Origin of the sequence: Pseudomonas oryzihabitans (genome assembly GCF_024652905.1) — a bacterium.
Classification (GTDB): domain Bacteria; phylum Pseudomonadota; class Gammaproteobacteria; order Pseudomonadales; family Pseudomonadaceae; genus Chryseomonas; species Chryseomonas benzopyrenica.
Genome location: NZ_CP102428.1, coordinates 3,234,442 through 3,258,720 on the forward strand (window position 1 = coordinate 3,234,442; position 24,279 = coordinate 3,258,720).

Annotated in this window: 23 protein-coding genes, 2 tRNA genes and 1 other RNA gene; 5 read left to right on the plus strand and 21 right to left on the minus strand. The window is 62.9% G+C overall.

Features of this window, described 5'->3' with window-relative positions:
• Positions 1-22: 22 nt before the first annotated feature.
• The 9 genes from nusA to ftsH form a co-directional block, all read right to left on the minus strand.
• A complete protein-coding gene (nusA, locus tag NRG74_RS14965) occupies positions 23-1,495 on the minus strand; it encodes a transcription termination factor NusA (RefSeq protein ID WP_017640621.1) in 1,473 nt (490 codons plus the stop codon).
• Positions 1,496-1,544: 49 nt separating this feature from the next.
• On the minus strand, positions 1,545-2,003 hold the full coding sequence (gene rimP / locus NRG74_RS14970) for a ribosome maturation factor RimP (RefSeq protein WP_007162650.1): 459 nt from the start codon (positions 2,001-2,003) through the stop codon (positions 1,545-1,547).
• 127 nt (positions 2,004-2,130) lie between these two features.
• A tRNA-Met gene (locus NRG74_RS14975) sits at positions 2,131-2,207 on the minus strand.
• A gap of 87 nt (positions 2,208-2,294) precedes the next feature.
• Positions 2,295-2,380 (minus strand) — tRNA-Leu (locus NRG74_RS14980).
• Positions 2,381-2,396: 16 nt separating this feature from the next.
• On the minus strand, positions 2,397-2,777 hold the full coding sequence (gene secG, locus NRG74_RS14985) for a preprotein translocase subunit SecG (protein WP_017640623.1): 381 nt from the start codon (positions 2,775-2,777) through the stop codon (positions 2,397-2,399).
• On the minus strand, positions 2,777-3,535 hold the full coding sequence (gene tpiA / locus NRG74_RS14990; RefSeq protein ID WP_064308127.1) for a triose-phosphate isomerase: 759 nt from the start codon (positions 3,533-3,535) through the stop codon (positions 2,777-2,779). The genes secG and tpiA overlap by 1 nt, the downstream gene beginning before the upstream one ends.
• A 66-nt stretch (positions 3,536-3,601) precedes the next feature.
• A complete protein-coding gene (gene glmM, locus NRG74_RS14995; RefSeq protein WP_064308126.1) occupies positions 3,602-4,939 on the minus strand; it encodes a phosphoglucosamine mutase in 1,338 nt (445 codons plus the stop codon).
• Positions 4,939-5,802: a dihydropteroate synthase gene (folP, locus tag NRG74_RS15000; RefSeq protein ID WP_257704681.1), complete on the minus strand. Its 864-nt coding sequence runs from the start codon at positions 5,800-5,802 to the stop codon at positions 4,939-4,941. The genes glmM and folP overlap by 1 nt, the downstream gene beginning before the upstream one ends.
• 7 nt (positions 5,803-5,809) lie before the next feature.
• Positions 5,810-7,726, minus strand: a complete 1,917-nt coding sequence (ftsH, locus tag NRG74_RS15005; protein ID WP_017640627.1) for an ATP-dependent zinc metalloprotease FtsH — start codon at positions 7,724-7,726, stop codon at positions 5,810-5,812.
• A 620-nt stretch (positions 7,727-8,346) separates the two neighbouring features.
• Here ftsH and yhbY point away from each other — a divergent pair.
• The gene (yhbY, locus tag NRG74_RS15010) at positions 8,347-8,658 is read left to right on the plus strand and encodes a ribosome assembly RNA-binding protein YhbY (protein ID WP_184292338.1); all 312 of its coding nucleotides are present in this window, start codon (positions 8,347-8,349) and stop codon (positions 8,656-8,658) included.
• Here yhbY and NRG74_RS15015 read toward each other — a convergent pair.
• The 9 genes from NRG74_RS15015 to grpE form a co-directional block, all read right to left on the minus strand.
• Positions 8,646-9,047 (minus strand): hypothetical protein, encoded by a 402-nt coding sequence (locus NRG74_RS15015; protein ID WP_231893058.1) that lies wholly within the window; start codon positions 9,045-9,047, stop codon positions 8,646-8,648. The two genes, yhbY and NRG74_RS15015, sit on opposite strands and share 13 nt — an antisense overlap.
• A 28-nt stretch (positions 9,048-9,075) precedes the next feature.
• Entirely contained in the window at positions 9,076-9,552 is a 477-nt protein-coding gene (gene greA / locus NRG74_RS15020; RefSeq protein WP_017640630.1) for a transcription elongation factor GreA, read from the minus strand.
• Positions 9,549-12,770 carry a carbamoyl-phosphate synthase large subunit gene (carB, locus tag NRG74_RS15025; protein WP_093257093.1) on the minus strand — a complete coding sequence of 1,074 codons (3,222 nt, stop codon included), beginning with the start codon at positions 12,768-12,770 and terminating at the stop codon, positions 9,549-9,551. Before carB ends, greA begins: the two co-directional genes overlap by 4 nt.
• A 21-nt stretch (positions 12,771-12,791) precedes the next feature.
• Entirely contained in the window at positions 12,792-13,448 is a 657-nt protein-coding gene (gene leuE / locus NRG74_RS15030) for a leucine efflux protein LeuE (protein WP_007162660.1), read from the minus strand.
• Positions 13,449-13,469: 21 nt separating this feature from the next.
• On the minus strand, positions 13,470-14,606 hold the full coding sequence (gene carA / locus NRG74_RS15035) for a glutamine-hydrolyzing carbamoyl-phosphate synthase small subunit (RefSeq protein WP_017640632.1): 1,137 nt from the start codon (positions 14,604-14,606) through the stop codon (positions 13,470-13,472).
• Between the two features lie 176 nt (positions 14,607-14,782).
• Positions 14,783-15,589, minus strand: a complete 807-nt coding sequence (gene dapB, locus NRG74_RS15040) for a 4-hydroxy-tetrahydrodipicolinate reductase (RefSeq protein ID WP_026083794.1) — start codon at positions 15,587-15,589, stop codon at positions 14,783-14,785.
• A 54-nt stretch (positions 15,590-15,643) separates the two neighbouring features.
• Positions 15,644-16,777 carry a molecular chaperone DnaJ gene (gene dnaJ / locus NRG74_RS15045; RefSeq protein ID WP_007162663.1) on the minus strand — a complete coding sequence of 378 codons (1,134 nt, stop codon included), beginning with the start codon at positions 16,775-16,777 and terminating at the stop codon, positions 15,644-15,646.
• Between the two features lie 113 nt (positions 16,778-16,890).
• A complete protein-coding gene (gene dnaK / locus NRG74_RS15050; RefSeq protein WP_017640634.1) occupies positions 16,891-18,819 on the minus strand; it encodes a molecular chaperone DnaK in 1,929 nt (642 codons plus the stop codon).
• A 93-nt stretch (positions 18,820-18,912) separates the two neighbouring features.
• A complete protein-coding gene (gene grpE / locus NRG74_RS15055) occupies positions 18,913-19,479 on the minus strand; it encodes a nucleotide exchange factor GrpE (RefSeq protein ID WP_017640635.1) in 567 nt (188 codons plus the stop codon).
• Positions 19,480-19,646: 167 nt separating this feature from the next.
• On the opposite strand from grpE, the gene recN reads away from it, so the two are divergent.
• Complete coding sequence (recN, locus tag NRG74_RS15060) at positions 19,647-21,314, plus strand: DNA repair protein RecN (RefSeq protein WP_017640636.1); 1,668 nt, start codon at positions 19,647-19,649, stop codon at positions 21,312-21,314.
• Between the two features lie 63 nt (positions 21,315-21,377).
• Here the strand turns inward: recN and fur are convergent, their stop codons facing one another.
• Positions 21,378-21,782 (minus strand): ferric iron uptake transcriptional regulator, encoded by a 405-nt coding sequence (fur, locus tag NRG74_RS15065; RefSeq protein ID WP_007162667.1) that lies wholly within the window; start codon positions 21,780-21,782, stop codon positions 21,378-21,380.
• Positions 21,783-21,876: 94 nt separating this feature from the next.
• On the opposite strand from fur, the gene NRG74_RS15070 reads away from it, so the two are divergent.
• Positions 21,877-22,413, plus strand: a complete 537-nt coding sequence (locus NRG74_RS15070) for an outer membrane protein assembly factor BamE (protein WP_017640637.1) — start codon at positions 21,877-21,879, stop codon at positions 22,411-22,413.
• Between the two features lie 7 nt (positions 22,414-22,420).
• On the opposite strand, the gene NRG74_RS15075 is transcribed toward NRG74_RS15070, so the two are convergent.
• Together NRG74_RS15075 and NRG74_RS15080 are read right to left on the minus strand one after the other, a co-directional pair.
• Complete coding sequence (locus NRG74_RS15075) at positions 22,421-22,726, minus strand: RnfH family protein (RefSeq protein ID WP_257704682.1); 306 nt, start codon at positions 22,724-22,726, stop codon at positions 22,421-22,423.
• Positions 22,719-23,153: a type II toxin-antitoxin system RatA family toxin gene (locus tag NRG74_RS15080; RefSeq protein ID WP_017640639.1), complete on the minus strand. Its 435-nt coding sequence runs from the start codon at positions 23,151-23,153 to the stop codon at positions 22,719-22,721. The genes NRG74_RS15075 and NRG74_RS15080 overlap by 8 nt, the downstream gene beginning before the upstream one ends.
• Before the next feature lie 172 nt (positions 23,154-23,325).
• Here NRG74_RS15080 and smpB point away from each other — a divergent pair, with 172 nt between their 5' ends.
• The gene (gene smpB / locus NRG74_RS15085; RefSeq protein WP_007162671.1) at positions 23,326-23,802 is read left to right on the plus strand and encodes an SsrA-binding protein SmpB; all 477 of its coding nucleotides are present in this window, start codon (positions 23,326-23,328) and stop codon (positions 23,800-23,802) included.
• An 81-nt stretch (positions 23,803-23,883) separates the two neighbouring features.
• Positions 23,884-24,236: a transfer-messenger RNA gene (gene ssrA / locus NRG74_RS15090) on the plus strand.
• Positions 24,237-24,279: the final 43 nt, after the last annotated feature.

Genomic DNA, 24,279 nt, shown 5'->3' on the forward strand with positions numbered 1-24,279 from the left:
TTCTCTCCTCAGACTGCGCCGCTTACTCGAACCAATGGGCACGGGCAGCCATGATCAGCTTGCCGGCACGCTCTTCGGTCATGCCGTTGATGTCGAGCAGGTCGTCGATCGACTGCTCGGCGAGCTCTTCGCGATTGACCACGCCACGCTGGGCCAGCGCGCTGGCGAGCTGGGGATCCATACCGTCGAGGGTCAGCAGATCTTCGCTGGGGCTCTTCTGTTCTTCGGTCGCGATGGCCCGGGTCAGCAGGCGATCCTTGGCCCGGGTACGCAGCTCGTTGACGATGTCTTCGTCGAAGCCATCGATATTGAGCATCTCTTCCATGGGCACGTAGGCCACTTCCTCGAGGGAAGTGAAGCCCTCTTCCACCAGCACCTGCGCCAGTTCCTCGTCGACATCCAGCTCGTCGATGAAGCGCTGGATGATGTCGCCGGTCTCGGCCTGCTGCTTGGCGTTGATGTCCGCTTCGGTCATCACGTTGAGCGTCCAGCCGGTCAGCTGACTGGCCAGGCGCACGTTCTGACCGCCACGGCCAATGGCCTGGGCCAGGTTGTCCTCGGCGACGGCGATGTCCATGGTGCGGCTGTCTTCGTCGACGATGATCGAAGCGACTTCGGCCGGGGCCATGGCGTTGATGACGAATTGCGCCGGGTTGTCGTCCCACAGCACGATGTCGACCCGCTCGCCACCCAGCTCACCGGATACCGCCTGGACACGCGAACCGCGCATGCCGATGCAGGCACCCTGGGGATCGATGCGCTTGTCCTTGGAACGGACGGCGATCTTGGCCCGCGAACCCGGATCCCGGGCAGCCGCCATGACATCGATCAGCTGCTCGGAAATCTCCGGTACTTCGATGCGGAACAGCTCGATCAGCATCTGCGGATCGGTGCGCGACAGCATCAGCTGCGGACCGCGGTTCTCGGTGCGGATTTCCTTGAGCAGGGCACGCAGACGCACGCCCATGCGGAAGGTCTCACGCGGAATGATGTGCTCGCGCGGCAGCAGGGCCTCGGCATTGTTGCCCAGGTCGACGATCACGCTGTCACGGGTGACCTTCTTGACGGTACCCGAGATGATCTCGCCGACCTTCTCGCGATAGGCATCCACTACCTGAGCCCGCTCGGCCTCGCGCACCTTCTGCACGATCACCTGCTTGGCGGTCTGGGCAGCGATCCGACCGAATTCGATGGACTCGATCTTCTCTTCGATCACTTCACCGGCCTTGACGCCGGGATGCTCTTCCTGGGCGTCTTCCACCGTCAGATGCGAATCGGGCAACTGATAGTCTTGGTCTTCCACCACGGTCCAGCGGCGGAAGGTTTCGTAGCTGCCGTTGTGTCTGTTGATCGACACCCGCAGATCCACATCTTCTTCGTAGCGTTTCTTGGTAGCCGTGGCGAGAGCCAACTCCAGTGCCTCGAAGATGACGCCGGGTGGAACACCCTTCTCGTTCGAAACAGATTCCACTACCAGCAGAACTTCTTTGCTCATCTTACGCCTCGTATTCGCAATCCTTGGGATCCGCGGTCTCGCGCTCAAATCACTCGAAACGGGGAACGACGTTGGCCTTGTCGATCATCTCGATGGGCAGCAGATACTCATGCTCGTCCACCTGCACCACGACGTCCTGGTCTTCCACACCGCGCAGCAAACCCTGGAAATTACGTCGCCCTTCGAAGGGCGACCGAAGTTTGACCTTGACCTGTTCACCCGCATGGGCAGCAAATTGCTCCAGCGTAAACAGCGGTCTATCCATACCGGGGGAAGACACCTCGAGGGTGTATTCATTGGTGATCGGATCTTCCACATCGAGTACGCCACTTACCTGGCGACTGACAGCCTCGCAGTCTTCAACGAGAATGCCATTGGGATGATCGATGTAGACACGCAGTAGCGAATGCCGCCCTTGGGAGATGTACTCGACACCCCAGCAGACATAGCCAAGCGCCTCGACGACGGGGGCCAGCAAGGCCTGCAACTGTTCTAGCTTGCTCGACACCTGGTTGCCTCGCGTTTTTTGAGAATAAAAAATGGGCATTACGCCCATCCCTAAGAGGTCTGCGCAAGAAAGCGCGACCCGAACTGTCCAGCCAACAAAAAGCCCCTATAAAGGGGCTTTAAATAACTGGTTGCGGGGGCTGGATTTGAACCAACGACCTTCGGGTTATGAGCCCGACGAGCTACCAGACTGCTCCACCCCGCGTCAAAGCTGGAGCGAGATTATATTCAACTGAACTCTAGGAGTCAACCTACTCTCTCTCGCCGCGTCCTGCAGGACGTCTTTGCTATTTGGTGCCGAAGATGGGACTCGAACCCATACAGCCTGTGGCCACTACCCCCTCAAGATAGCGTGTCTACCAATTCCACCACTTCGGCATGAAACCTTTGAAACCTACTTGGACTCCTGGGGTACGTCCCCGGAAGTACCACCCTGGGCAGCGCGGGGCTGACTCAGGGGAACATCGTTACCATCCTGCTTCGGCTGAGGAGCCTGCTGGACCGGCTGAGTGGGTAAACCCACCTCACGCAGACCTAGCGCACGGTCTTTGGCGAAATACGCCAGACCCAGGCTAGTCGCGAAAAAAACCGCGGCTAGTATAGCAGTAAAGCGACTCAGAAAGGTAGCAGAACCTTGACTACCAAACACGGTACCCGAGGCGCCCGCACCAAAGGATGCACCGGCTTCGGCACCCTTGCCCTGCTGCATCAATACCAGCACGATCAGGCCAAGCGCCATCAGCAAGTGGATCACGACAACTGCAGTTTCCAACATTATCCACGTCCTGCAGCGCGGCAAATCGCACTGAACTCTTCAGCATTCAGGGAGGCCCCACCCACTAGCCCCCCATCGATATCCGGCATGCCGAACAACTCGGCAGCATTGGCAGCCTTGACACTGCCGCCATACAACAGCTGAAGGCCTTCAGCGACCCCAGCATCGGCTTCGCGCACCAGGGCGCGAATCGCCGCATGAATCTCTTGCGCCTGCTCCGGCGTCGCCGTCAGCCCGGTACCTATCGCCCAAACCGGCTCGTAGGCCACTACAGCCTTGGCGAAAGCCGCGACCCCGACTGCGTCGATGACCGCCTTCAGCTGGCCACCCACCACATCCAGAGTACGCTCGGCCTCCCGCTCTTCACGGGTTTCGCCGACACAGAGCACGGGAATCATCCCGCCCTCCTGGATGGCCGCGAATTTCTTCGCCACCACCACATCATCCTCGCCCAGCAGAGCACGCCGCTCGGAGTGCCCCACCAGTACGTAACGGCAACCGAATTCTGCCAACTGGGTCGAGGATACCTCGCCAGTCAGAGCCTTCTCGCCCGCGACGGGAGCACAGGTCTGGGCCCCCACCATCAGCGACGTTGCCGCCAGCGCTTCAGCCACCCCCGGCAGATGCACCAATGTCGGAATCACCACGACATCGACACCCGCTGCGCCATCCAACCCTTTCAAGCCTGCGACCAGCGCCGACACGCCTTGCAGCGAGCCATGCATTTTCCAGTTACCGGCAACCAGGGAACGACGCATGCGTTTTACCTCAGGGAGCGAAGTGGGCGCAGATGTTACTCAATCGAAAACCGGCATGCAAGCAAATCAAGCACATACCTCGGTTATCAACTGAGCGAGCGCCTCGGCATGGGCCCGCACCTCACGCTCGTTCTCGCCTTCGACCATGACCCGCAGCAACGGCTCGGTACCGGATTTGCGCAGGAGCACCCGCCCCTTGCCGGCCATCTTCTCGGTGACCTCGGCACTGGCCTGCTTGACCCGCGGATTCTCCAAGGGATCCTGGCCGCCGCCGAACCTCACGTTGATCAGCACCTGCGGGCACTTGCGTAGCGCCATGCGCGCCTGGGCCAGGGTCTGACCGGCATTGCGCAGGGCGATCAGCACCTGCAGGGCGGCGATGGTGGCGTCACCGGTGGTGGTGTACTGGCAGCAGACCACGTGCCCGGAATTCTCGCCACCCAGCACCCAGTTGCGTTCCAAGAGCTCGGCCATCACATAGCGATCGCCTACCTTGGCGCGCACGAAGGGAATCTCCAGCTCCGCCAGTCCCAGCTCGAGACCGAGATTGCTCATCAGGGTACCGACCACCCCACCCTCGAGGCGACCACGACGCTTGAGGTCGCGAGCGATCAGGTAGAGCAGCTCATCGCCATCCACTGCCGCTCCGGTGTGATCCACCATCAGCACCCGGTCGCCGTCGCCGTCGAAGGCGATACCGAGGTCGGCGTGCTGGTCGAGCACTGCCTGCTGCAGCCCCTCAAGGTGAGTGGAGCCACAGTCCTTGTTGATATTGAGCCCGTCCGGCTGCACCCCCAGCACGCTGACATCGGCACCGAGTTCGCGGAAGACACTGGGCGCGATCTTGTAGGTGGCGCCATTGGCGCAATCGAGCACGATCTTCAGGCCGGCGAAACTGGTCCCGGTCGGCACGCTGCTCTTGCAGAACTCGATGTAGCGACCGGCCGCATCATTGATGCGCGAGACCTTGCCGATACGCGCCGAATCCACCACGGTCATGGGCGTATCGAGCAGTTCCTCGATCATGGTTTCGAGCTCATCGGGCAGCTTGGTGCCGGCGCCGGAAAAGAACTTGATGCCATTGTCGTAGTAGGGATTGTGTGACGCACTGATGACGATGCCGGCACTGGCCTGGAAGGTCCGCGTCAGGTAGGCGATCCCAGGGGTTGGCATGGGACCGAGCAACATGACGTCGGCACCGGCAGCGGACAGCCCGGCTTCCAGAGCCGACTCGAACATGTAGCCCGAGTTGCGGGTGTCCTTGCCGACCAGCACCCGACAACCGCCGCGACTGCGAAAGGCAATGCCCGCCGCCCAGCCCAGCTTGAGCATGAAATCCGGGGTGATGGGATAGGTGCCGACCTTGCCGCGAATGCCATCGGTTCCAAAATACTTTCTTGCCATCAGTTTTGTTCCTGCCTGAAGCCTTCGACCGCGGTGATCATCTTCACCACGTCCACCGTTTCCGCCACATCATGGACCCTGAGGATCTGCGCGCCCTTGACCAGCGCCAGGGCCGCCAGGGCCAGACCGCCCGCCAGGCGCCCCTCCACAGGCCGCCCGGTGACCGCGCCGATCATGCTCTTGCGCGAGACGCCCACCAGCAAGGGTAGCCCAAAGGCGAGCAACTCGGCTTGTCGCTTGAACAGTTCGAGATTGTGCTCGAGGGTCTTGGCGAAGCCGTACCCCGGATCAAGCACCAGCCGCTCGCGTGCGATACCAGCCGCTTCGCAGCGCCTGACCTGCTCGGCCAGAAAGGCACCTACCTCGCCTGCGACATCGGTATAGACGGGCGCCTGCTGCATGGTGCTGGGCTCCCCCTGCATGTGCATCAGGCAGATCGCCAGATCGCTCGCGGCGGCAGCTTCGAGGGCGCCAGACCGGCGCAGCGAGCGGACGTCATTGATCAGGCCGGCGCCGGCCCTGGCACCTTCGCGCATCACCGCAGGCGTGGAAGTATCCAGGGAAATGACGACATCCAGCTCTCGGGCGATCGCCTCGACCACCGGGATGACCCGATCGAGCTCCTCCGCCTCGGACACCGCTGGCGCCCCTGGACGAGTGGACTCTCCACCGACATCGATGATGGCCGCACCAGCGTTCACCATCCCTTCGGCATGGCGCAGAGCGCTTTCCACCGCCGTATAGCGACCGCCATCGGAAAAGGAGTCGGGGGTGACGTTGAGGATGCCCATGACCTTAGGCGCGTCAAAAACAAGAACCCGATTGCCGCAAGGCAATCGGGTCGAAGGAAACGGATTGAACATGGGTGTTTCAGTGTTCTCCGGCTGGACCACCGATGGGGGTTTCCGGACGATCGCTACCACTCTGGGGCGCTGGGGCATCACCGGTAGGACCACCACGGTCATGCCAGTCACGCGGCTCGCGCGGGACCTTGCCGGCCATGATGTCGTCGATCTGATCGGAGTCGATGGTCTCGTACTTCATCAAGGCATCGGCCATGAGTTCGAGCTTGTCGCGGTTCTCGTCCAGCAGCCGCTTGGCGGTGCCATAGCAGTCATCGATGATCCGACGAATTTCCAGGTCGATCTGCTTGGCGGTTTCGCCCGACATGTTGCCGGCGCCACCACCACCCGAGCGACCCAGGTAGCCTTCGTTCTCTTCCTCGCCATACAGCAACGGACCGAGCTTCTCGGACAGACCCCACTTGGTCACCATGTTCCGCGCCAGCGAAGTCGCTCGCATGATGTCATTGGAGGCACCGGTGGTAACGCCTTCGAAACCCAGGGTCATCTCCTCGGCGATACGGCCACCGAACAGTGAGCAGATCTGGCTTTCCAGTGCCCGCTTGGACAGGCTGTAGCGATCTTCCTCGGGAAGGAACATGGTCACGCCCAGGGCTCGACCACGGGGAATGATGGAAACCTTGTAGACCGGATCGTGCTCGGGCACCAGGCGACCGACGATGGCGTGACCCGCCTCGTGGTAGGCCGTGTTGCGCTTCTCCTTCTCGGACATGACCATGGTCTTGCGCTCGGCGCCCATCATGATCTTGTCCTTGGCCAGCTCGAACTCGCGCATGTCGACAGTGCGCTTGTTGGCACGCGCGGCGAACAGCGATGCTTCGTTGACCAGGTTGGCGAGGTCAGCACCGGAGAAACCCGGGGTACCACGCGCGATGACACCGGCATCGACGCGCTCGCCGACCGGCACCTTGCGCATGTGCACCTTGAGGATCTGCTCGCGACCACGGATGTCCGGCAAGCCGACCACCACCTGGCGGTCGAAACGACCAGGGCGCAGCAGCGCCGGGTCCAGGACATCGGGACGGTTGGTGGCGGCGATGACGATGATGCCATCGTTCATCTCGAAGCCGTCCATCTCGACCAGCAACTGGTTCAGGGTCTGCTCACGCTCGTCGTGCCCACCGCCCATACCGTTGCCGCGATGACGACCGACCGCATCGATCTCGTCGATGAAGATGATGCAGGGAGCGTGCTTCTTGGCCTGGTCGAACATGTCGCGGACACGGCTGGCGCCGACACCCACGAACATCTCGACGAAGTCCGAACCGGAGATGGTGAAAAACGGCACCTTGGCCTCACCCGCCACGGCCTTGGCCAGCAGCGTCTTGCCGGTACCCGGCGAACCGACCATCAGCACACCACGGGGAATGCGGCCACCTAGGCGCTGGAACTTGCCCGGATCACGGAGGAACTCGACCAGCTCGGTGACCTCTTCCTTGGCTTCGTCGCAACCGGCGACGTCGGCGAAGGTGGTCTTGACCTGGTCTTCCGACAGCAGGCGTGCCTTGCTCTTGCCAAAGCTCATGGGGCCGCCGCGACCGCCGGCACCTCCCTGCATCTGGCGCATGAAGAACATGAAGACGGCGATGATCACCAGGATCGGGAAGCTGGCCACCAGCAGCTGAGTCCAGATGCTCTGCTGCTCGGGCTGCTTGCCAGTGATGGTGACGCTGTTGTTGACCAGATCGCCGATCAGGCCATTGTCCTGGATCGCCGGACGGATGGTCTTGAAGGGATCGCCATCACGATGCTTGCCGGTGATGACATAGCCATCCACGGTCACGCTCTCGATCTGCCCGTCCTTCACCTGCTGGATGAAGTCGGAGTAGTTGAGCGTTTGGGGTTCGTTGGGGCTGGAGAAGTTGTTCATCACGGTGACGAGCACCGCGGCGATGATCAGCCACAGGATCAGATTCTTTGCCATGTCGTTCAATTGACTACCCTCTGCGCCGGTTTCGTGGGTAAACCGTTCGAAGCGAAACCGGCAGTGACCGGTAAGTTACTACACAAAGCCTGGCCCACGGCAGACATCGTCTGTAACGCTATATGAGTCTTCTGCCTTTGACTCTAGGGCAAGGCAGACGTTGCGGCCATCAATTCTCTCAATTGCCCCTAAAACCGCGACCCAATAGATATTGCTGGCGCGATCTGGTCCCGCGACGCGGAAGGCGGCGCCTGAGCCTCTGCCCGTAGGACTCAACCGCCCTGAAACAGGCGGCAGTTTCCTAGCAGCAGAGCGCTCTGGAGCAGCCCAACGCACTCAGCTCGCTCATATGGGGGGCCAAGTCGGAAATAACAAGGTCTCTTGGCGAGCACTTGATAGCTTGCCAAGCGGAGGGTCAACGTCGGCATCCTGCCGGCGTTCTCTCGGCCTTCGGAATCTTCAGCATCGCCATCCTTTCAGGCTGACTCGACGCTGCGCCTGTCGAGGTGCTCCTTGAGCGGACAAGGCAGGTTCCACCGGGCTAATGGCAAGTTGTCGCGTATCGCTGGGCGGCACCGGGCAGCTGGGATAAACTGCTCGGCTTTTATCTGGGGTGAATTATGGCGCTCAACAACGAGCTTAAAAAGCGGTTCAAGGCGATCGGGCATCAACTCAAGCCGGTGGTAACCATCAGCGAGAACGGCCTGAGCGAAGGTGTGCTGGGCGAGCTCGACCGCGCACTGAACGATCATGAATTGATCAAGATCAAGCTGGCCATCACCGAGCGCGAAGACCGTCGCGCCCTGATCGATGAGCTGTGCGCGTCGAGCAAGGCCGAGCTGGTGCAGGTGATCGGCAAGATGGCGCTGATCTATCGCAAGGCTCGCGAGCAGAACCGCAACCTGTCCAATGTGGTGCGCTATACCGTCTGATTGCCCGGCGCGCGCCCGGGAACGGGCTGCAGCACCAGGATCAGACCGCAGAGCAGCAGGACCAGGTAGCCGGCCAGAGCGGTCGGCCCGGCCCAGAAGCGCGCCAGTTCGTTTTGCAGCAGCACGGCGAGTGCGCTGGCCAGCAGCAGCTGGCCACGCAGGTCACGCCACAAGGCACTCACACCCGCCCACCACACCAGCACCACGATCTGGGTAAAGACCCCACCGCCTGCGGCGCTGAGCATCATGCGCAGCAATTCTTCGCGCCCGGACTGGATCAGCAGGGGCGCCCAGCCCGCCTGGGCGAGCGCCACGGGGATGCACAGGTGCAGGGCGACCAGCGGGCCGACCCAGAACACCTGGGCCAGCTGCCAGGCTGCGGCGAGCAACCTGGCGAGCCAGCCGCCGGTGCGAGGATCAGAGGTGACGGACGGCGACAATTTCGTATTCGACATTGCCGCCCGGGGTCTTCACCAGCACCACGTCGCCTTCTTCCTTGCCGATCAGGGCACGGGCGATGGGCGAACCCACCGACAGCTTGCTCTGCTTGATGTCCGCCTCGTCGTCACCGACGATCTGGTAGGTCACCGTCTCGTCGGTTTCGGTGTTGGCGATCTCCACCGTGGTGCCGAAGATCACCTTGCCGGTGTGCGGCAGGGCGGCCACGTCGATCACCTGAGCATTCTGCAGGCGGCCTTCGATGTCGCGGATACGGGCCTCGACCATGCCCTGCTGTTCGCGAGCAGCGTGGTATTCGGCGTTCTCCTTGAGATCGCCCAGCTCGCGCGCCTCGGCGATGGCCTGGGTGATCTGCGGGCGCAGTTCGGTCTTGAGGTGCTTGAGCTCCTCTTCCAGGGCGCGAGCGCCCTGGACGGTCATCGGGTACTTGGTCATGCCTTCACTCCTGCATGCAGATCTTGCAGCCGGCGCACGGTCTTTTCGGCGCCGAATTTCAAAGCTTCGCAAATGGCCTGGCCGCCGGCAATGGTGGTGGTGCAGCAGAGCTTGTGCTGCAGGGCGTTGCGGCGGATCGAATAGGAATCGGCGATGGACTGCCGGCCTTCGGTGGTGTTGATGATCAGGGTGACTTCGTCGTTCTTGATCATGTCGACCACATGGGGGCGACCCTCGGTGACCTTGTTCACGCGACGCACCGGCAGACCGGCCGCCTCGATCACCCGCGCGGTACCGGCGGTGGCCACGACCTCGAAGCCGAGGCTGACCAGATCGCGAGCGACCTGCACGGCTTCGGGCTTGTCGTCGTCACGCACGCTGATGAAGGCGCAACCGGAGTTCGGCAGGATCTCGTTGGCACCCAACTGAGCCTTGGCGAAGGCTTCGCCGAAGCTGTCGCCGACCCCCATCACCTCGCCAGTGGACTTCATCTCCGGGCCGAGGATGGGGTCGACACCGGGGAACTTGTTGAAGGGGAACACCGCTTCCTTGACGCTGAAGAAGGGCGGGATGATCTCCTGGGTGAAGCCCACCTCGGCCAGGGTCTTGCCGGCCATGACCCGGGCGGCCACCTTGGCCAGGGATTCGCCGATGCACTTGGAGACGAAGGGCACGGTACGGGAGGCGCGCGGGTTGACCTCGATGACGTAGATGTCTTCGCCCTGCACGGCCATCTGCACGTTCATCAGACCGACCACGCCGAGTTCCAGGGCCATCTTCTTGACCTGCTCGCGGATCTCGTCCTGGATGTGCTTGGGCAGCGAATAGGGCGGCAGCGAGCAGGCGGAGTCGCCGGAGTGTACGCCGGCCTGTTCGATGTGCTGCATGATGGCGCCGATCACCACGGTCTTGCCGTCGCACACCGCATCTACGTCCACCTCGATGGCGCAGTTGAGGAAGTGGTCGAGCAGCACGGGGCTGTCGTTGGACACCTTCACCGCTTCGCGCATGTAGCGCTTGAGTTCTTCTTCCTGGTAGACGATCTCCATCGCCCGGCCGCCCAGCACGTAGGAGGGGCGCACCACCATCGGGTAGCCGATGTTCTTGGACAGGGCCAGGGCCTCGTCTTCGCTGCGCGCGGTGGCGTTGGCCGGCTGCCGCAGATTCAGGCGCTGGACCATCTGCTGGAAGCGCTCACGGTCTTCGGCGCGATCGATGGCGTCGGGGCTGGTGCCGATGATGGGCACGCCGGCCTCTTCCAGGGCCCGGCAGAGCTTGAGCGGGGTCTGGCCGCCGTACTGGACGATGACGCCCTTGGGCTGCTCGACGCGAACGATCTCCAGCACGTCCTCCAGGGTCACCGGTTCGAAGAACAGGCGGTCGGAGGTGTCGTAGTCGGTGGAGACGGTTTCCGGGTTGCAGTTGACCATGATGGTCTCGTAGCCGTCTTCACGCATGGCCAGGGCCGCGTGCACGCAGCAGTAGTCGAACTCGATGCCCTGGCCGATGCGGTTGGGACCGCCACCAAGGATCATGATCTTGTCGCGACCGCTGGGCTTGGCCTCGCACTCTTCCTCGTAGGTGGAGTAGAGGTAGGCGGTGTCGGTGGCGAATTCGGCGGCACAGGTGTCCACCCGCTTGTACACCGGCAGCACCTTGAGCTTGTGGCGATGGGCCCGCAGGTTCTTTTCGGTGACGCCGAGCAGCTTGGCCAGGCGCGCATCGGAGAAGCCCTTGCGCTTGAGCTTGCGCATCAGGTCGTAGTCGAGATCGGCCAGACCCAGGGTCTTGATGCGCTCTTCGTCCTTGATCAGGTCTTCGATCTGCACCAGGAACCAGGGATCGATACGGGTCAGTTCGAAGACCTTGTCCAGACTATAGCCCTGACGGAAGGCATCGCCGATGTACCAGATGCGATCGGCGCCGGGCACGGTCAGCTCGCGCTTGAGGGTGCTGTCGGCCTCGGGATCGGTCGGATCCAGCTTGGGATCGAAGCCGACCACGCCGACTTCCAGACCGCGCAGGGCTTTCTGCAGGGATTCCTGGAAGGTACGGCCGATGGACATGACCTCGCCCACGGATTTCATCTGGGTGGTCAGACGGGCATCGGCTTTGGGGAATTTCTCGAAGGCGAAGCGCGGGATCTTGGTGACCACGTAGTCGATGGCCGGCTCGAAGGACGCCGGGGTACGCCCGCCGGTGATGTCGTTCTGCAGCTCGTCCAGGGTGTAGCCGACCGCCAGCTTGGCAGCGATCTTGGCGATGGGGAAGCCGGTGGCCTTGGAGGCCAGCGCCGAGGAGCGCGACACCCGCGGATTCATCTCGATCACCACCATGCGCCCGGTGTCGGGGCAGATGCCGAACTGGACGTTGGAGCCGCCGGTCTCGACGCCGATCTCGCGCAGCACCGCCAGGGAGGCGTTGCGCAGGATCTGGTATTCCTTGTCGGTCAGGGTCTGGGCCGGGGCCACGGTGATGGAGTCACCGGTGTGCACGCCCATGGGATCGAAGTTCTCGATGGAGCAGACGATGATGCAGTTGTCCTTCTTGTCGCGGACCACCTCCATCTCGTATTCCTTCCAGCCGATCAGGGATTCGTCGATCAGCAGCTCGTTGGTCGGCGACAGGTCCAGACCGCGGTTGCAGATCTCCTCGAACTCTTCGCGGTTGTAGGCGATGCCGCCGCCGGTGCCGCCCATGGTGAAGCTTGGCCGGATGATGCAGGGGAAGCCGACCTTCTCCAGGACGCCGTAGGCTTCTTCCATGCTGTGGGCGATGCCGGAGACCGGGCAGGCCAGGCCGATGTCCTTCATGGCCTTGTCGAAGCGCGAGCGATCCTCGGCCTTGTCGATGGTGTCGGCGTTGGCACCGATCATCTCGACGCCGAATTTCTCCAGCACGCCATGACGCTCCAGGTCCAGGGCGCAGTTCAGCGCGGTCTGGCCACCCATGGTCGGCAGCAGAGCGTCGGGACGCTCTTTCTCGATGATCTTGGCCACCGTCGCCCACTTGATCGGCTCGATGTAGGTGGCATCGGCCATGGAGGGGTCGGTCATGATGGTGGCCGGATTGGAGTTCACCAGGATGACGCGGAAGCCTTCCTCGCGCAGGGCCTTGCAGGCCTGGGCGCCGGAATAGTCGAACTCGCAGGCCTGGCCGATGACGATGGGGCCGGCTCCGAGGATCAGGATGCTCTTGATGTCTGTACGCTTAGGCATGGGCTTCTCGAATGCAGGTAATCAGGTCAGGGTCGCGGTGGCCAACTTCACACCGAACCCTACGAACAGGGCGCCGACGCCACCGGTGGCGCCCGCGCTGAGGCGACGCCGCTGACGGAACCAGGCCGCCAGGCGAACGCCGCAGAAAATCAGGAACGACAGGTAGCAGAAGCTGATCGCTTCCAGTACCGCGCCCAGCACCAGGAAGGACAGCGCCGGATGGGCGTAACCGGGGTCCACGAACTGGATGAAGAAGGAGACGAAGAACAGGATCGCCTTCGGATTCGACAGACTCAGCAGCAGCGCCTTGCGGAACGGCTGGTGGACGTCTTCGCGCAGCGTCGCCTCGGCCTGGCCCTGGGCCGGGCTGCGCCAGGACTTGAGTCCGCCGCGCAACATGCCCCAGCCAAGGTAGAACAGGTAGGCCGCGCCCAGGTACTTGAGGATCTGGAAGAACAGCGGCTCGGCCTTGAGCAGCGAGGCGACGCCCAGGGCCGAGAGCAGCATCAGCACGGCGTCACCCAGGAACACGGCCGAGGCCGCCTGGTAACCGCTGCGGATGCCGCGCTGGGCGCTGGTAGCAAGCACGAAGAAGGAATTGGGGCCAGGCAACAGGATGACGAACAGGGTCCCGACCACATAGGTCCAGAAGTCGATGACACCCAGATTCGCCAGCATGAGCCTTACCCTCCTCTCGTCTTAGCGGCGCGCGGCCATGGCCTGGATGAACTTGTCGAACAGCGGTGCCACGTCGTGCGGACCAGGGCTCGCCTCGGGGTGCCCCTGGAAGCTGAAGGCGACCTTGTCGGTACGCTCGATGCCCTGCAGGGTGCCGTCGAACAGCGACTTGTGGGTGGCCCGCACATTGGCCGGCAGACTGGCCTCGTCCACAGCGAAGCCGTGGTTCTGGCTGGTGATCATCACCACGCCGCTGTCGAGATCCTGAACCGGATGGTTGGCGCCGTGGTGACCGTTGGGCATCTTCACCGTCTTGGCGCCGGAAGCCAGGGCCAGCAGCTGGTGGCCCAGACAGATGCCGAACACCGGGATCTCGGTTTCCAGAACGTCCTGGATCGCCTTGATGGCGTAGTCGCAGGGCTCGGGATCGCCCGGGCCGTTGGCCAGGAAGATGCCGTCGGGTTGCAGCGCCAGGGCTTCGCTGGCCGGGGTCTGGGCCGGCAGCACGGTGATGCGGCAGCCGCGAGCCACCAGCATGCGCAGGATGTTCAGCTTGACGCCGTAGTCGAAGGCCACCACGTGGTAGGGCAGTTGCTCGGCCGGGATCTCGGCGTGACTGTCGGTTTCCAGCGACCAGACGCTGGAGCGCCACTCGTAGCGCTCCTTGACGCTGACTTCCTTGGCCAGGTCCATGCCCTTGAGGCCGGGGAAGGCGCGGGCCAGTTCCAGGGCGCGCTCTTCGGTGGCGTCTTCGCCAGTGAGGATGCAGCCGTCCTGAGCGCCCTTCTCGCGGAGGATGCGGGTCAGGCGACGAGTGTCGATGCCGGCAATGGCAATGGTGCCGTTTTCCTTGAGATAGTCCGGCAGCGATTGCTTGTTGCGCCAGTTGCTGGCCAGCAGCGGCAGATCACGGATGATCAGCCCGGCGGCCCAGACCTGGGCGGCCTCGCCATCCTGCGGCGTGGTGCCGGTGTTGCCGATGTGCGGATAGGTCAGGGTGACGATCTGCTTCGCATAGGAAGGATCGGTCAGGATTTCCTGGTAGCCGGTCATGGCGGTGTTGAACACCACTTCGCCGACCGTGTGGCCGTCGGCACCGATGGATTCACCGCGAAAGATGCTGCCATCGGCAAGTGCGAGTATGGCTGGCTTAGTCAAGAAGACCTCCGAAAATCAAGCCTTGGCGGGCAAACGCAGGGTGCAAAAAAACGGGATGACATCTCGAAGAGTCATCCCGTTTTAATGTTGTGATTTCATTCTGCGCTAGCTTTTAGTGGATACACTAAAGCTGCATTGTACACGAAATGATCACGCCTTGCACCCCCACGAGTGGGTCAGCGCAACTCCAGCACATCCTGCATGTCATATAGCGCCGGCTGTTTGTCCTTGAGCCAGAGCGCCGCGCGCACGGCGCCCTTGGCGAAGGTCATGCGGCTGGAGGCCTTGTGAGTGATCTCGACCCGCTCGCCTTCGCTGGCGAACAGCACCGTGTGATCGCCCACCACGTCGCCAGCACGGACGGTGGCGAAGCCGATGGTCTGGCGATCACGGGCGCCGGTCTGGCCTTCGCGGCCATAGACGGCCACTTCTTCCAGATCGCGACCCAGTGCCTGGGCGACGACCTCGCCCATGCGCAGCGCGGTACCCGAGGGTGCATCGACCTTGTGTCTGTGGTGCGCCTCGATGATCTCGATATCGACCTCGTCACCCAGCACGCGGGCAGCGGTATCCAGCAGCTTGAGGCAGAGATTGACGCCGACGCTGAAGTTGGCGGCGAAGACGATGGGGATTTCCTTGCTGGCTTCCAGCAGCGTCAGCTTCTGCTCGGCGGTGAAGCCGGTGGTGCCGATCACCATGGCCTTCTTCGCCTTGCGGCAGAGCGCCAGATTCTGCAGGGTCACGTTGGGGTGGGTGAAGTCGATGAGGACATCGAAATCATCCAGCACCCGCGCCAGGTCACCGGACAGCATCACCCCGTTACGGCCGATGCCGGCGAGTTCGCCCGCGTCGGCACCCACCAGGCTGCTCTCGGGACGATCCACCGCCGCAGTCAGGCCGGCAGCGCCCTGGGTCTGCTGGACCGCTTCGATCAGGGTCTTACCCATGCGCCCCGCGGCGCCCATTACAGCTATACGTCGCATCATCAGCTCCAGGCTGCTGGCCGGGCGCCGCCTCGCGACGACGCCCCTGCCGGTTTAGAGGTCGTCGAAGAAGCGCTTCATTCCGTCGAACCAGCCACTGGCCCGGGGCGAATGGGAGCTGTCGCTCTGCAGGGTGTTGCGGAATTCCTCAAGCAGCTCGCGCTGGCGCCGGCTCAGGTTGACCGGGGTTTCCACCACCACCTTGCACATCAGGTCGCCGGCGCCACCGCCACGCACGGGCGTCACGCCCTTGCCACGCAGGCGGAACATCTTGCCGGTCTGGGTGCCCTCGGGGATCTTCAGCTTGACGCGGCCATCCAGGGTCGGCACTTCCAGCTCGCCACCCAGGGCGGCATCGGTGAAGTTGATCGGCACCTCGCAATAGAGATGCTTGCCGTCGCGCTGGAAGATCGAGTGCTCGCGCACATTGACCACCACGTAGAGGTCGCCGCTGGGGCCACCCAGGGTCCCGGCCTCGCCTTCGCCGGTCAGGCGGATGCGGTCGCCGGTGTCGACGCCCGCCGGCACCTTGACCGACAGGGTCTTCTGCTCTTCCACGCGTCCCTGGCCATGACAAGCGTTGCAGGGCTCGGGAATGATCTTGCCGCTGCCGTGGCAGCGCGGGCAGGTCTGCTGCACCGAGAAGAAGCCCTGCTGCATGCGCACCTGGCCGATACCGCCGCAGGTGGGGCAGGTGGAAGCCGAGGTACCTGGCTTGGCGCCATTGCCGTCGCAGACCTTGCACTCGACCAGGGTGGGCACGCGAATGGTGACCGTGGTCCCGCGCACCGCCTCTTCCAGATCCAGGTCCAGGGTGTAGCGCAGGTCGGCGCCGCGCTGCGGACCGCCACGACCACCGGCGCCACCGCGGCCGCCGAAGAAGTCACTGAAGACGTCGCCGAAGATGTCGGAGAAGCTCGCGCCACCGGCCGCACCACCGAAACCACCGCCGCCCATGCTCGGATCGACGCCAGCATGGCCGTACTGGTCGTAGGCCGAGCGCTTGCCCGCATCGGACAGCACTTCGTAGGCCTCGGCGGCCTCCTTGAACTGCTCCTCGGCAGCCGCGTCCCCCGGATTGCGATCCGGGTGGTATTTCATCGCCAGGCGTCGGTAGGCCTTCTTGAGCTCGGCTTCGCTAGCGCCGCGCTCGACCCCGAGCACCTCATAGTAATCACGTTTGGCCATAGACTTTCTGCACCTTAAATTTTCTCACCCTCCAGACACGCCAACGCGGGAGCAGGCTCCCGCGTAGCGGATCCGACGGGCACGAAGCCCGTCAGGTGCGGTAAGCACGGGGCTTACTTGTTGTCCTTCACTTCCTCGAACTCGGCATCGACCACGTCGTCGCCGGGCTTCTTGGCCTCACCGTCCGCCTTGGCCGAGGCGCCTTCGGCACCAGCGGCAGCGCCCTGCTCGGAGTAGAGCTTCTGGGCCAGCGGCGCGGAGGCTTGGGACAGGGCATTCATCTTGGCTTCGATGGCGTCCTTGTCGTCACCGCGCACGGCGACTTCCAGCTCGCCAATGGCCTTCTCGATGGTGCTCTTCTCTTCGGCCGTGGCCTTGTCGCCTGCCTCGGTCAGCATCTTGCGGGTGCCGTGCACCAGGGCATCACCCTGGTTGCGGGCCGCGGCCAGCTCTTCGAACTTGCGATCCTCGTCGGCATTGGCCTCGGCGTCACGCACCATCTGCTGAATCTCGTCCTCGGACAGACCGGAGGACGCCTTGATGACGATGGACTGCTGCTTGCCGGTGGCCTTGTCCTTGGCGGACACGTTGAGGATACCGTTGGCGTCGATGTCGAAGGTCACCTCGATCTGCGGCACGCCACGGGGCGCCGGCGGGATCTCGGCCAGGTCGAACTTGCCCAGCGACTTGTTCTGCGCGGCCTGCTTGCGCTCGCCCTGCAGCACGTGGATGGTCACGGCGCCCTGGTTGTCGTCGGCGGTGGAGAACACCTGCGACTTCTTGGTCGGGATGGTGGTGTTCTTCTCGATCAGCGCGGTCATCACGCCACCCATGGTCTCGATGCCCAGGGTCAGCGGAGTCACGTCCAGCAGCAGCACGTCCTTGACGTCACCGGCCAGCACGGCGCCCTGGATGGCCGCACCAATGGCGACGGCCTCGTCCGGGTTGACGTCCTTGCGCGCTTCCTTGCCGAAGAAGTCGGCCACACGCTTCTGCACCAGCGGCATGCGGGTCTGACCACCCACCAGGATGACCTCGTGGATGTCGGAGACGTCCAGACCAGAGTCCTTCAGGGCAGTACGGCACGGCTCGATGGTGCGCTCGACCAGCTCTTCCACCAGGGACTCCAGCTTGGCGCGGGAGACCTTGACGTTCAGGTGCTTGGGACCGCTGGCATCGGCGGTGATGTACGGCAGGTTGACGTCGGTCTGGGTAGCCGAGGACAACTCGATCTTGGCCTTCTCGGCAGCTTCCTTAAGGCGCTGCATGGCCAGCGGGTCACCCTTGAGGTTCATGCCGCTTTCTTTCTTGAATTCCTCGACGAGGTAGTCGATCAGACGGATGTCGAAGTCTTCACCGCCCAGGAAGGTGTCGCCATTGGTGGCCAGCACCTCGAACTGATGCTCACCATCGACCTCGGCGATCTCGATGACCGACACGTCGAAGGTACCGCCGCCCAGGTCATAGACGATCACGGTGTGGTCGCCCTTAGCCTTGTCCAGGCCATAGGCCAGAGCCGCCGCGGTGGGCTCGTTGATGATGCGCTTGACGTCCAGACCAGCGATGCGACCGGCATCCTTGGTGGCCTGGCGCTGGCTGTCGTTGAAGTAGGCCGGTACGGTGATGACCGCTTCGGTCACGGCCTCGCCCAGGTAGTCCTCGGCGGTCTTCTTCATCTTCTTCAGGACTTCGGCAGACACCTGCGGCGGCGCCATCTTCTGGCCCTTGGCCTCGACCCAGGCGTCACCGTTGTCGGCCTTGACGATCTTGTAGGGGACCATCTCGATGTCTTTCTGCACGACGTTTTCTTCATAGCGCCGACCGATCAGGCGCTTGACCGCGTACAGGGTGTTCTGCGGATTGGTCACCGCCTGGCGCTTGGCCGGCTGGCCAACCAGGGTCTCGCCATCGTTGGTGTAGGCGATGATGGACGGCGTGGTGCGGGTGCCCTCGGCGTTTTCCAATACCTTGACGTTGCCGTTTTCGAGGATCGCGACGCAGGAGTTGGTCGTCCCCAGGTCGATACCGATGATCTTGCCCATGTAGTCTTCTCCAGAAATCTCAGATTCCGCGCGGCCCGCTCAGGGGGCCTTTGATGTTCGCTTGCCTACCAGATGGGGCCGAGCGAAAGAATTTCAAGCCTTTTCGTCAATGCTCGGCTGCTGCGCTGCAGGGGCCTTGCTGACTACCACCATCGCCGGCCGCAGCAGGCGACCATTGAGCAGATAGCCCTTTTGAAACACCTTGAGCACGCTGCCCGGCTCGGCGGTGGCGCTCTCCTCCATGGCCATGGCCTGGTGGTGTTCGGGATTGAAGGGCGCGCCGTGGGGATCGACGGCCTCGACCTGATAGCGCTTGAGGGTGTCCTGCAGCATCTTCAGGGTCAGCTCCATGCCTTCACGCATGGGCTTCAAGGTCTCGTCGGTGGCGTTGGACAGCTCAAGGCCACGCTCCAGGCTGTCGAGCACGGGCAACAGATCGCCAGCGAATTTCTCCAGCGCGAATTTGTGCGCCTTCTCCACGTCCTGCTCAGCGCGACGACGCACGTTCTGCAGCTCAGCGACGCTGCGCAGCGACTGATCCTGGGCCGCGGCGAGCTGCTCTTCGAGCGTGGCGATGCGGGCGGCGACGTCCTCGTGCTGGACGTCGCCCTGGGCCGCGGCCTCGTGCTCGGGGTTCTGGGAGTTCTGTTCGTCGGCCATGGGAGTCCTCCTGTGATATTGCCGGTGGGCGCGCCCTCTAATGGACGACGCCTTGATCGATGGCGCCTATATGGGGCCGCCGGCCGGCGCTTCAAGAGCTGTATGGATTGCCAGTGCCCAAGAGGCACTGTATAAACAACCAGAAAACCGCTTTCGGAGATCGTCGCATGCTGGTGCATCTGTCCGTCCGCAACTACGCCATCGTCGAACACCTTGACCTCGACCTCGAGCGCGGCATGACCGTGATTACCGGCGAAACCGGCGCCGGCAAGTCCATCATGCTCGACGCCCTCGGCCTCACCCTGGGCGATCGCGCCGACAGCGACGCGGTAAGACCCGGCGCCGACAAGGCCGATGTGCTGGCCAGCTTCGATACCACCGATATCCCCGAGGCGCGTCAATGGCTTGCCGAGCGCGACCTGGAACAGGACGGTCCCTGCCTGCTGCGCCGCGTCATCACCCGCGAGGGACGCTCGCGTGGCTATATCAATGGCTCGCCATGCCCGCTGGCTGATCTCAAGACCCTCGGCGGCCTGCTGATCGACATTCACAACCAGCATGAGCACCAGTCGCTGCTCGGCCTCGACACCCATCGCCGCCTGCTGGACGAGTACGCCGGCGCAGGCGAACTGGTCCGTCAGGTGCAGCTCGCCGCCCAACGCTGGCGCCAGGTGCGCCAGACCCTGGAGCGTCTTACCCGCAATGGCGACGAGCAACGCGCCCGTCATCAGTTGCTCAGCTATCAACTCGAAGAACTCGACAACCTCGCCCTGGCCGAAGGCGAGTTGCAGGCGCTCGAACAGGAGCAGAGCGATCTGGCGAGTGCCGAGCACATCCTGCTGGCCTGCCGCCAGGCCATGGACCTCTGTACCGAAAACGAGCAGGGCAACGCCCTGTCGGCACTCAATGCCAGCGTGGCACGCCTGACCGCCTTCGACCGCCCGCCGGCGCAGATCCAGGAAGCCAGCAACCTGCTCGCCTCGGCCCAGATCCAGATCGAGGAGGCGATGAACGAACTCAATCGCTTCGTCGATCACTTCGAAGCCGACCCGGAGCGCCAGCAGGCCGTTCAAGAGCGCCTCGACAGCGTCTACAGCCTGGCCCGCAAGCATCGGGTCCAGCCCGAAGCCCTGCTGGAGCTGCACGAACAACTGCGCAACGAACTGCAATCCTTGGACGCCGACGACGTCGCCCTGGAGCGTCTGCAGGAAGAACTGGCGGCCTTCGAGCGCCACTACCAAGAGAAGGCCGGCGAACTGAGTCGTTTGCGCGAGCAGCGGGCGCCGGAGCTCGCTGCCGCGGTCGAGACTGAGATGCAGCGCCTGGGGATGCCGGGGGGCCGCTTCAGCATTACCCTCACCCCAGGCAGCACCGGTGAGCCCCAACCGCTGGGCAACGAAGGCGTCGAATTCCGCGTCAGCGCCAACCCGGGCCAACCCCTACGCCCGCTGGCCAAAGTTGCCTCCGGTGGCGAGCTGTCACGGATCAGCCTGGCCATCCAGGTCATCACCGCCCAGACCTCACGCACGCCCACGCTGGTATTCGACGAGGTAGACGTAGGTATCGGTGGTCCGACCGCCGAGGTGGTCGGCCAACTGCTGCGGCAGCTGGGCGAGCGCGGCCAGGTGCTGACGGTGACCCACCTGCCCCAGGTGGCGGCCCAGGGCCATCAGCACCTGTTCGTGCACAAGGAGCGCGGCACCGACGAGACGCGCACGGCGGTGGCCAAGCTGGACCGCGCACGGCGCGTGGAAGAGGTGGCGCGCATGCTGGGCGGAGTCGACCTGACCCGCGAATCCCTCGCCCATGCTCGCAAACTGGTGGTCAGCCGTTAGACGCAGGCTACCAACGGACAAGAAAAAGGCGACCTCTGAGTCGCCTTTTTCATATCTGGATCTTCACTTGCGCTGACGGATGTACAGCACCAGATTGTGATCGACGAGCTCGAAACCATGTTCTTCGACGATCTCGCGTTGACGCTTTTCGATCGAGGCATCGGTGAACTCGATGACTTCGCCGGTATCCACATCCACCATGTGATCGTGATGGCCGGTGTCGGCCAGCTCGAATACGGCATGACCGCCATCGAAATTGTGGCGCACCACCAGACCGGCCGCTTCGAACTGGGTGAGGACCCGGTAGACCGTTGCCAGCCCCACGTCCTCGCCCGCTTCCATCAGCGCCTTGTAAACGTCTTCAGCGCTCATGTGGCGCTGCTCGGTGGTGTCCAGCATCTGCAATATCTTGACGCGCGGCAGGGTCACTTTCAGACCCGCTTTGCGGAGTTCGTTGTTCTCTACCATGCTCTTTCTCGGTGCCGAGTGCTTTCGCAGCCCTCGGGAATACGGGTATGATCGGTGCTTCGTTGCCCAGCAAGATAGTGGAAGTCTCCCACCGATGCAAAACCTCAAGCAAACGCTGACCGGGCTCTCTCTGATGGGCCTAGCCATGCTCGCCGGCTGCTCTCTGCCGGGGGTTTACAAGATCGACATCCAGCAGGGCAACGTCGTCACCCAGGACATGATAGACCAGTTGCGCCCCGGAATGACCCGACAACAAGTCCGGTTTATCATGGGTTCGCCGTTGATCCAGGACACCTTCCATCCCAATCGCTGGGACTATCTGTACAGCCTGCAGGCCGCCGGCGGTCAGCGGAAACAGGAGCGTGTCAGCCTGGTGTTCAATGGTGAAAACCAGCTGAGTGGTCTGGCTGGCGATTTCATGCCCGGCACCAGCCGTGAACAGCAGATCATGGGTACCGATAGCGGCACTACCGTGGATCCCACTGCGCCAGCGCAACCCACCGCCCCTGCAGCAGCGCCGGAAACGCCAGCCGTGCCCGGTTCGACCGAAGACAGCATCCAGAAGGAAATCGACAGCGCGCGGCCAGCCGCCGTACCGACTCCCGAGCGCATTCGTACCGACGGCCAGTGATCCCTAGTTAGAGGCCGGCCTTCAACCTGGCCTCTTCCGCACGTCGTTTGCGACTTTCCTTTGGATCCGCGAGCAACGGGCGATAGATCTCCACGCGGTCCCCCTCTCCCAGCCTTCGCTCATCCGGCTTGACGATCAGCTTGCCAAAGATACCGACCCGATAGCCCTCGCGCTGCTCGGGTGGCAGCTGTTCCAGCAACCCCGACGCCAGCACCGCCTGCTCGACAGTGGCACCCTCCTCCACCTGCAGACTCAGCAGCCATTGCCGTTGTGGTAATGCCAGCGCTACTTCGATGGCGAAGCACTCAGCCATAGAGGGCTCGAGCACGCTGGCAGAAGGCATCCACCATGGTATTGGCCGCCTGATTGAACAGCGGCCCCAGGGTCGCGCGCACGATAGCGCTGTCGTATTCGAAGGACAGATCCAGCGAGATCTTGCAGGCCTTGTCCCCCAGCGCCTTGAAGGACCAGACGCCATGCAGCTGCTTGAAGGGACCTTTTTCCAGATCCATGGTGATGGATTCGTCCGGCACCAGGGTATTGCGGGTCGTGAACTGCTGGCTCAGGCCACCCTTGGCTACGGTGAGACCGGCGCGCATCAGGCCTTCGTCCTGCTCCAGGATCTGGGCGGACGAGCACCAGGGTAGGAACTCCGGATAACGGTCCACGTCATTGACCAGCGCATAGAGCGCCGAAGCAGGATAGGGCAGCAACGCCGAACGTTGGATGTGCGTGCTCATCGGAACCTCGTAGAATAGCGAATTCGGTGTCGGACCTTGAATTTGAGGGCGGCGCACGCAATTTACTCCCGCATCAGCCTGCCGCAGTCCAGAACCGCGGTATTGTCCGTGTTTGCTCATACCCGCTCAAGCGCGTGGCGACATTTCCCCCGACTCGCTGTACCCTGGAATCATGGCCAAGCAAAAGAAAGTTTCCCCCGGCAGCATCGCGCAGAACAAAAAGGCGCTACACGAATACTTCGTCGACACCCGCTTTGAAGCAGGTGTTTCCCTGGCAGGTTGGGAGGTCAAGAGCCTGAGAGCCGGCAAGGCACAGCTGACCGACAGCTATGTGCTGCTCAAGGACGGTGAAGCCTGGCTGCTGGGCAGCCACATCACCCCGCTGCAGACCGCCAGTACGCACGTCATCGCTGATCCGACCCGGACCCGCAAGTTGCTGCTCAACAAGCGCGAGCTGGGCAAGCTGTTTGGCGCGGTGCAGCAGAAGGGCTACGCCTGCGTCGCCCTGTCGCTCTACTGGAAGAAGCACCTGGTCAAGTGCGAGATCGCACTGGCCAAGGGCAAGAAGGAGTTCGACAAGCGCGCCACCGAGCGCGAGCGCGATTCCGACCGCGAGATCCAAAGGGCCATCCGCAAGGACGCCAAATAGCCAAGCGGCCGAAAAACGTTTCGTCAGCAATGACTTGCGTCGGACGGCCGGAATTCCTATAGTGAACGACCAGCAAGTTTTGGGGGCGATTAGGATTCGACGCCGGTAACGAAACTTGAGGGGCATGCCGAGCTGGTAGCAGAACTCGTAAATTCGCTGCTGCAAACTTATAGTTGCCAACGACGACAACTACGCTCTAGCTGCTTAACGCGGCTAGCAGTCGCTAGGGGATGCCTGTAAACCCGAAACGACTGTCAGATAGAACAGGATCGCCGCCAAGTTCGCTGTAGACGTAACGGCTAAAACTTATACAGCTCGCCCAAAGCACCCTGCCCGTCGGGCCGCAATGGGTTAACTCAGTAGACAGGGCTAAGCATGTAGAACCGATAGCGGAGAGCTGGCGGACGGGGGTTCAAATCCCCCCGCCTCCACCAAAAAGAAAGGGCAGCCACTGGCTGCCCTTTTTCTTTGTCCGTC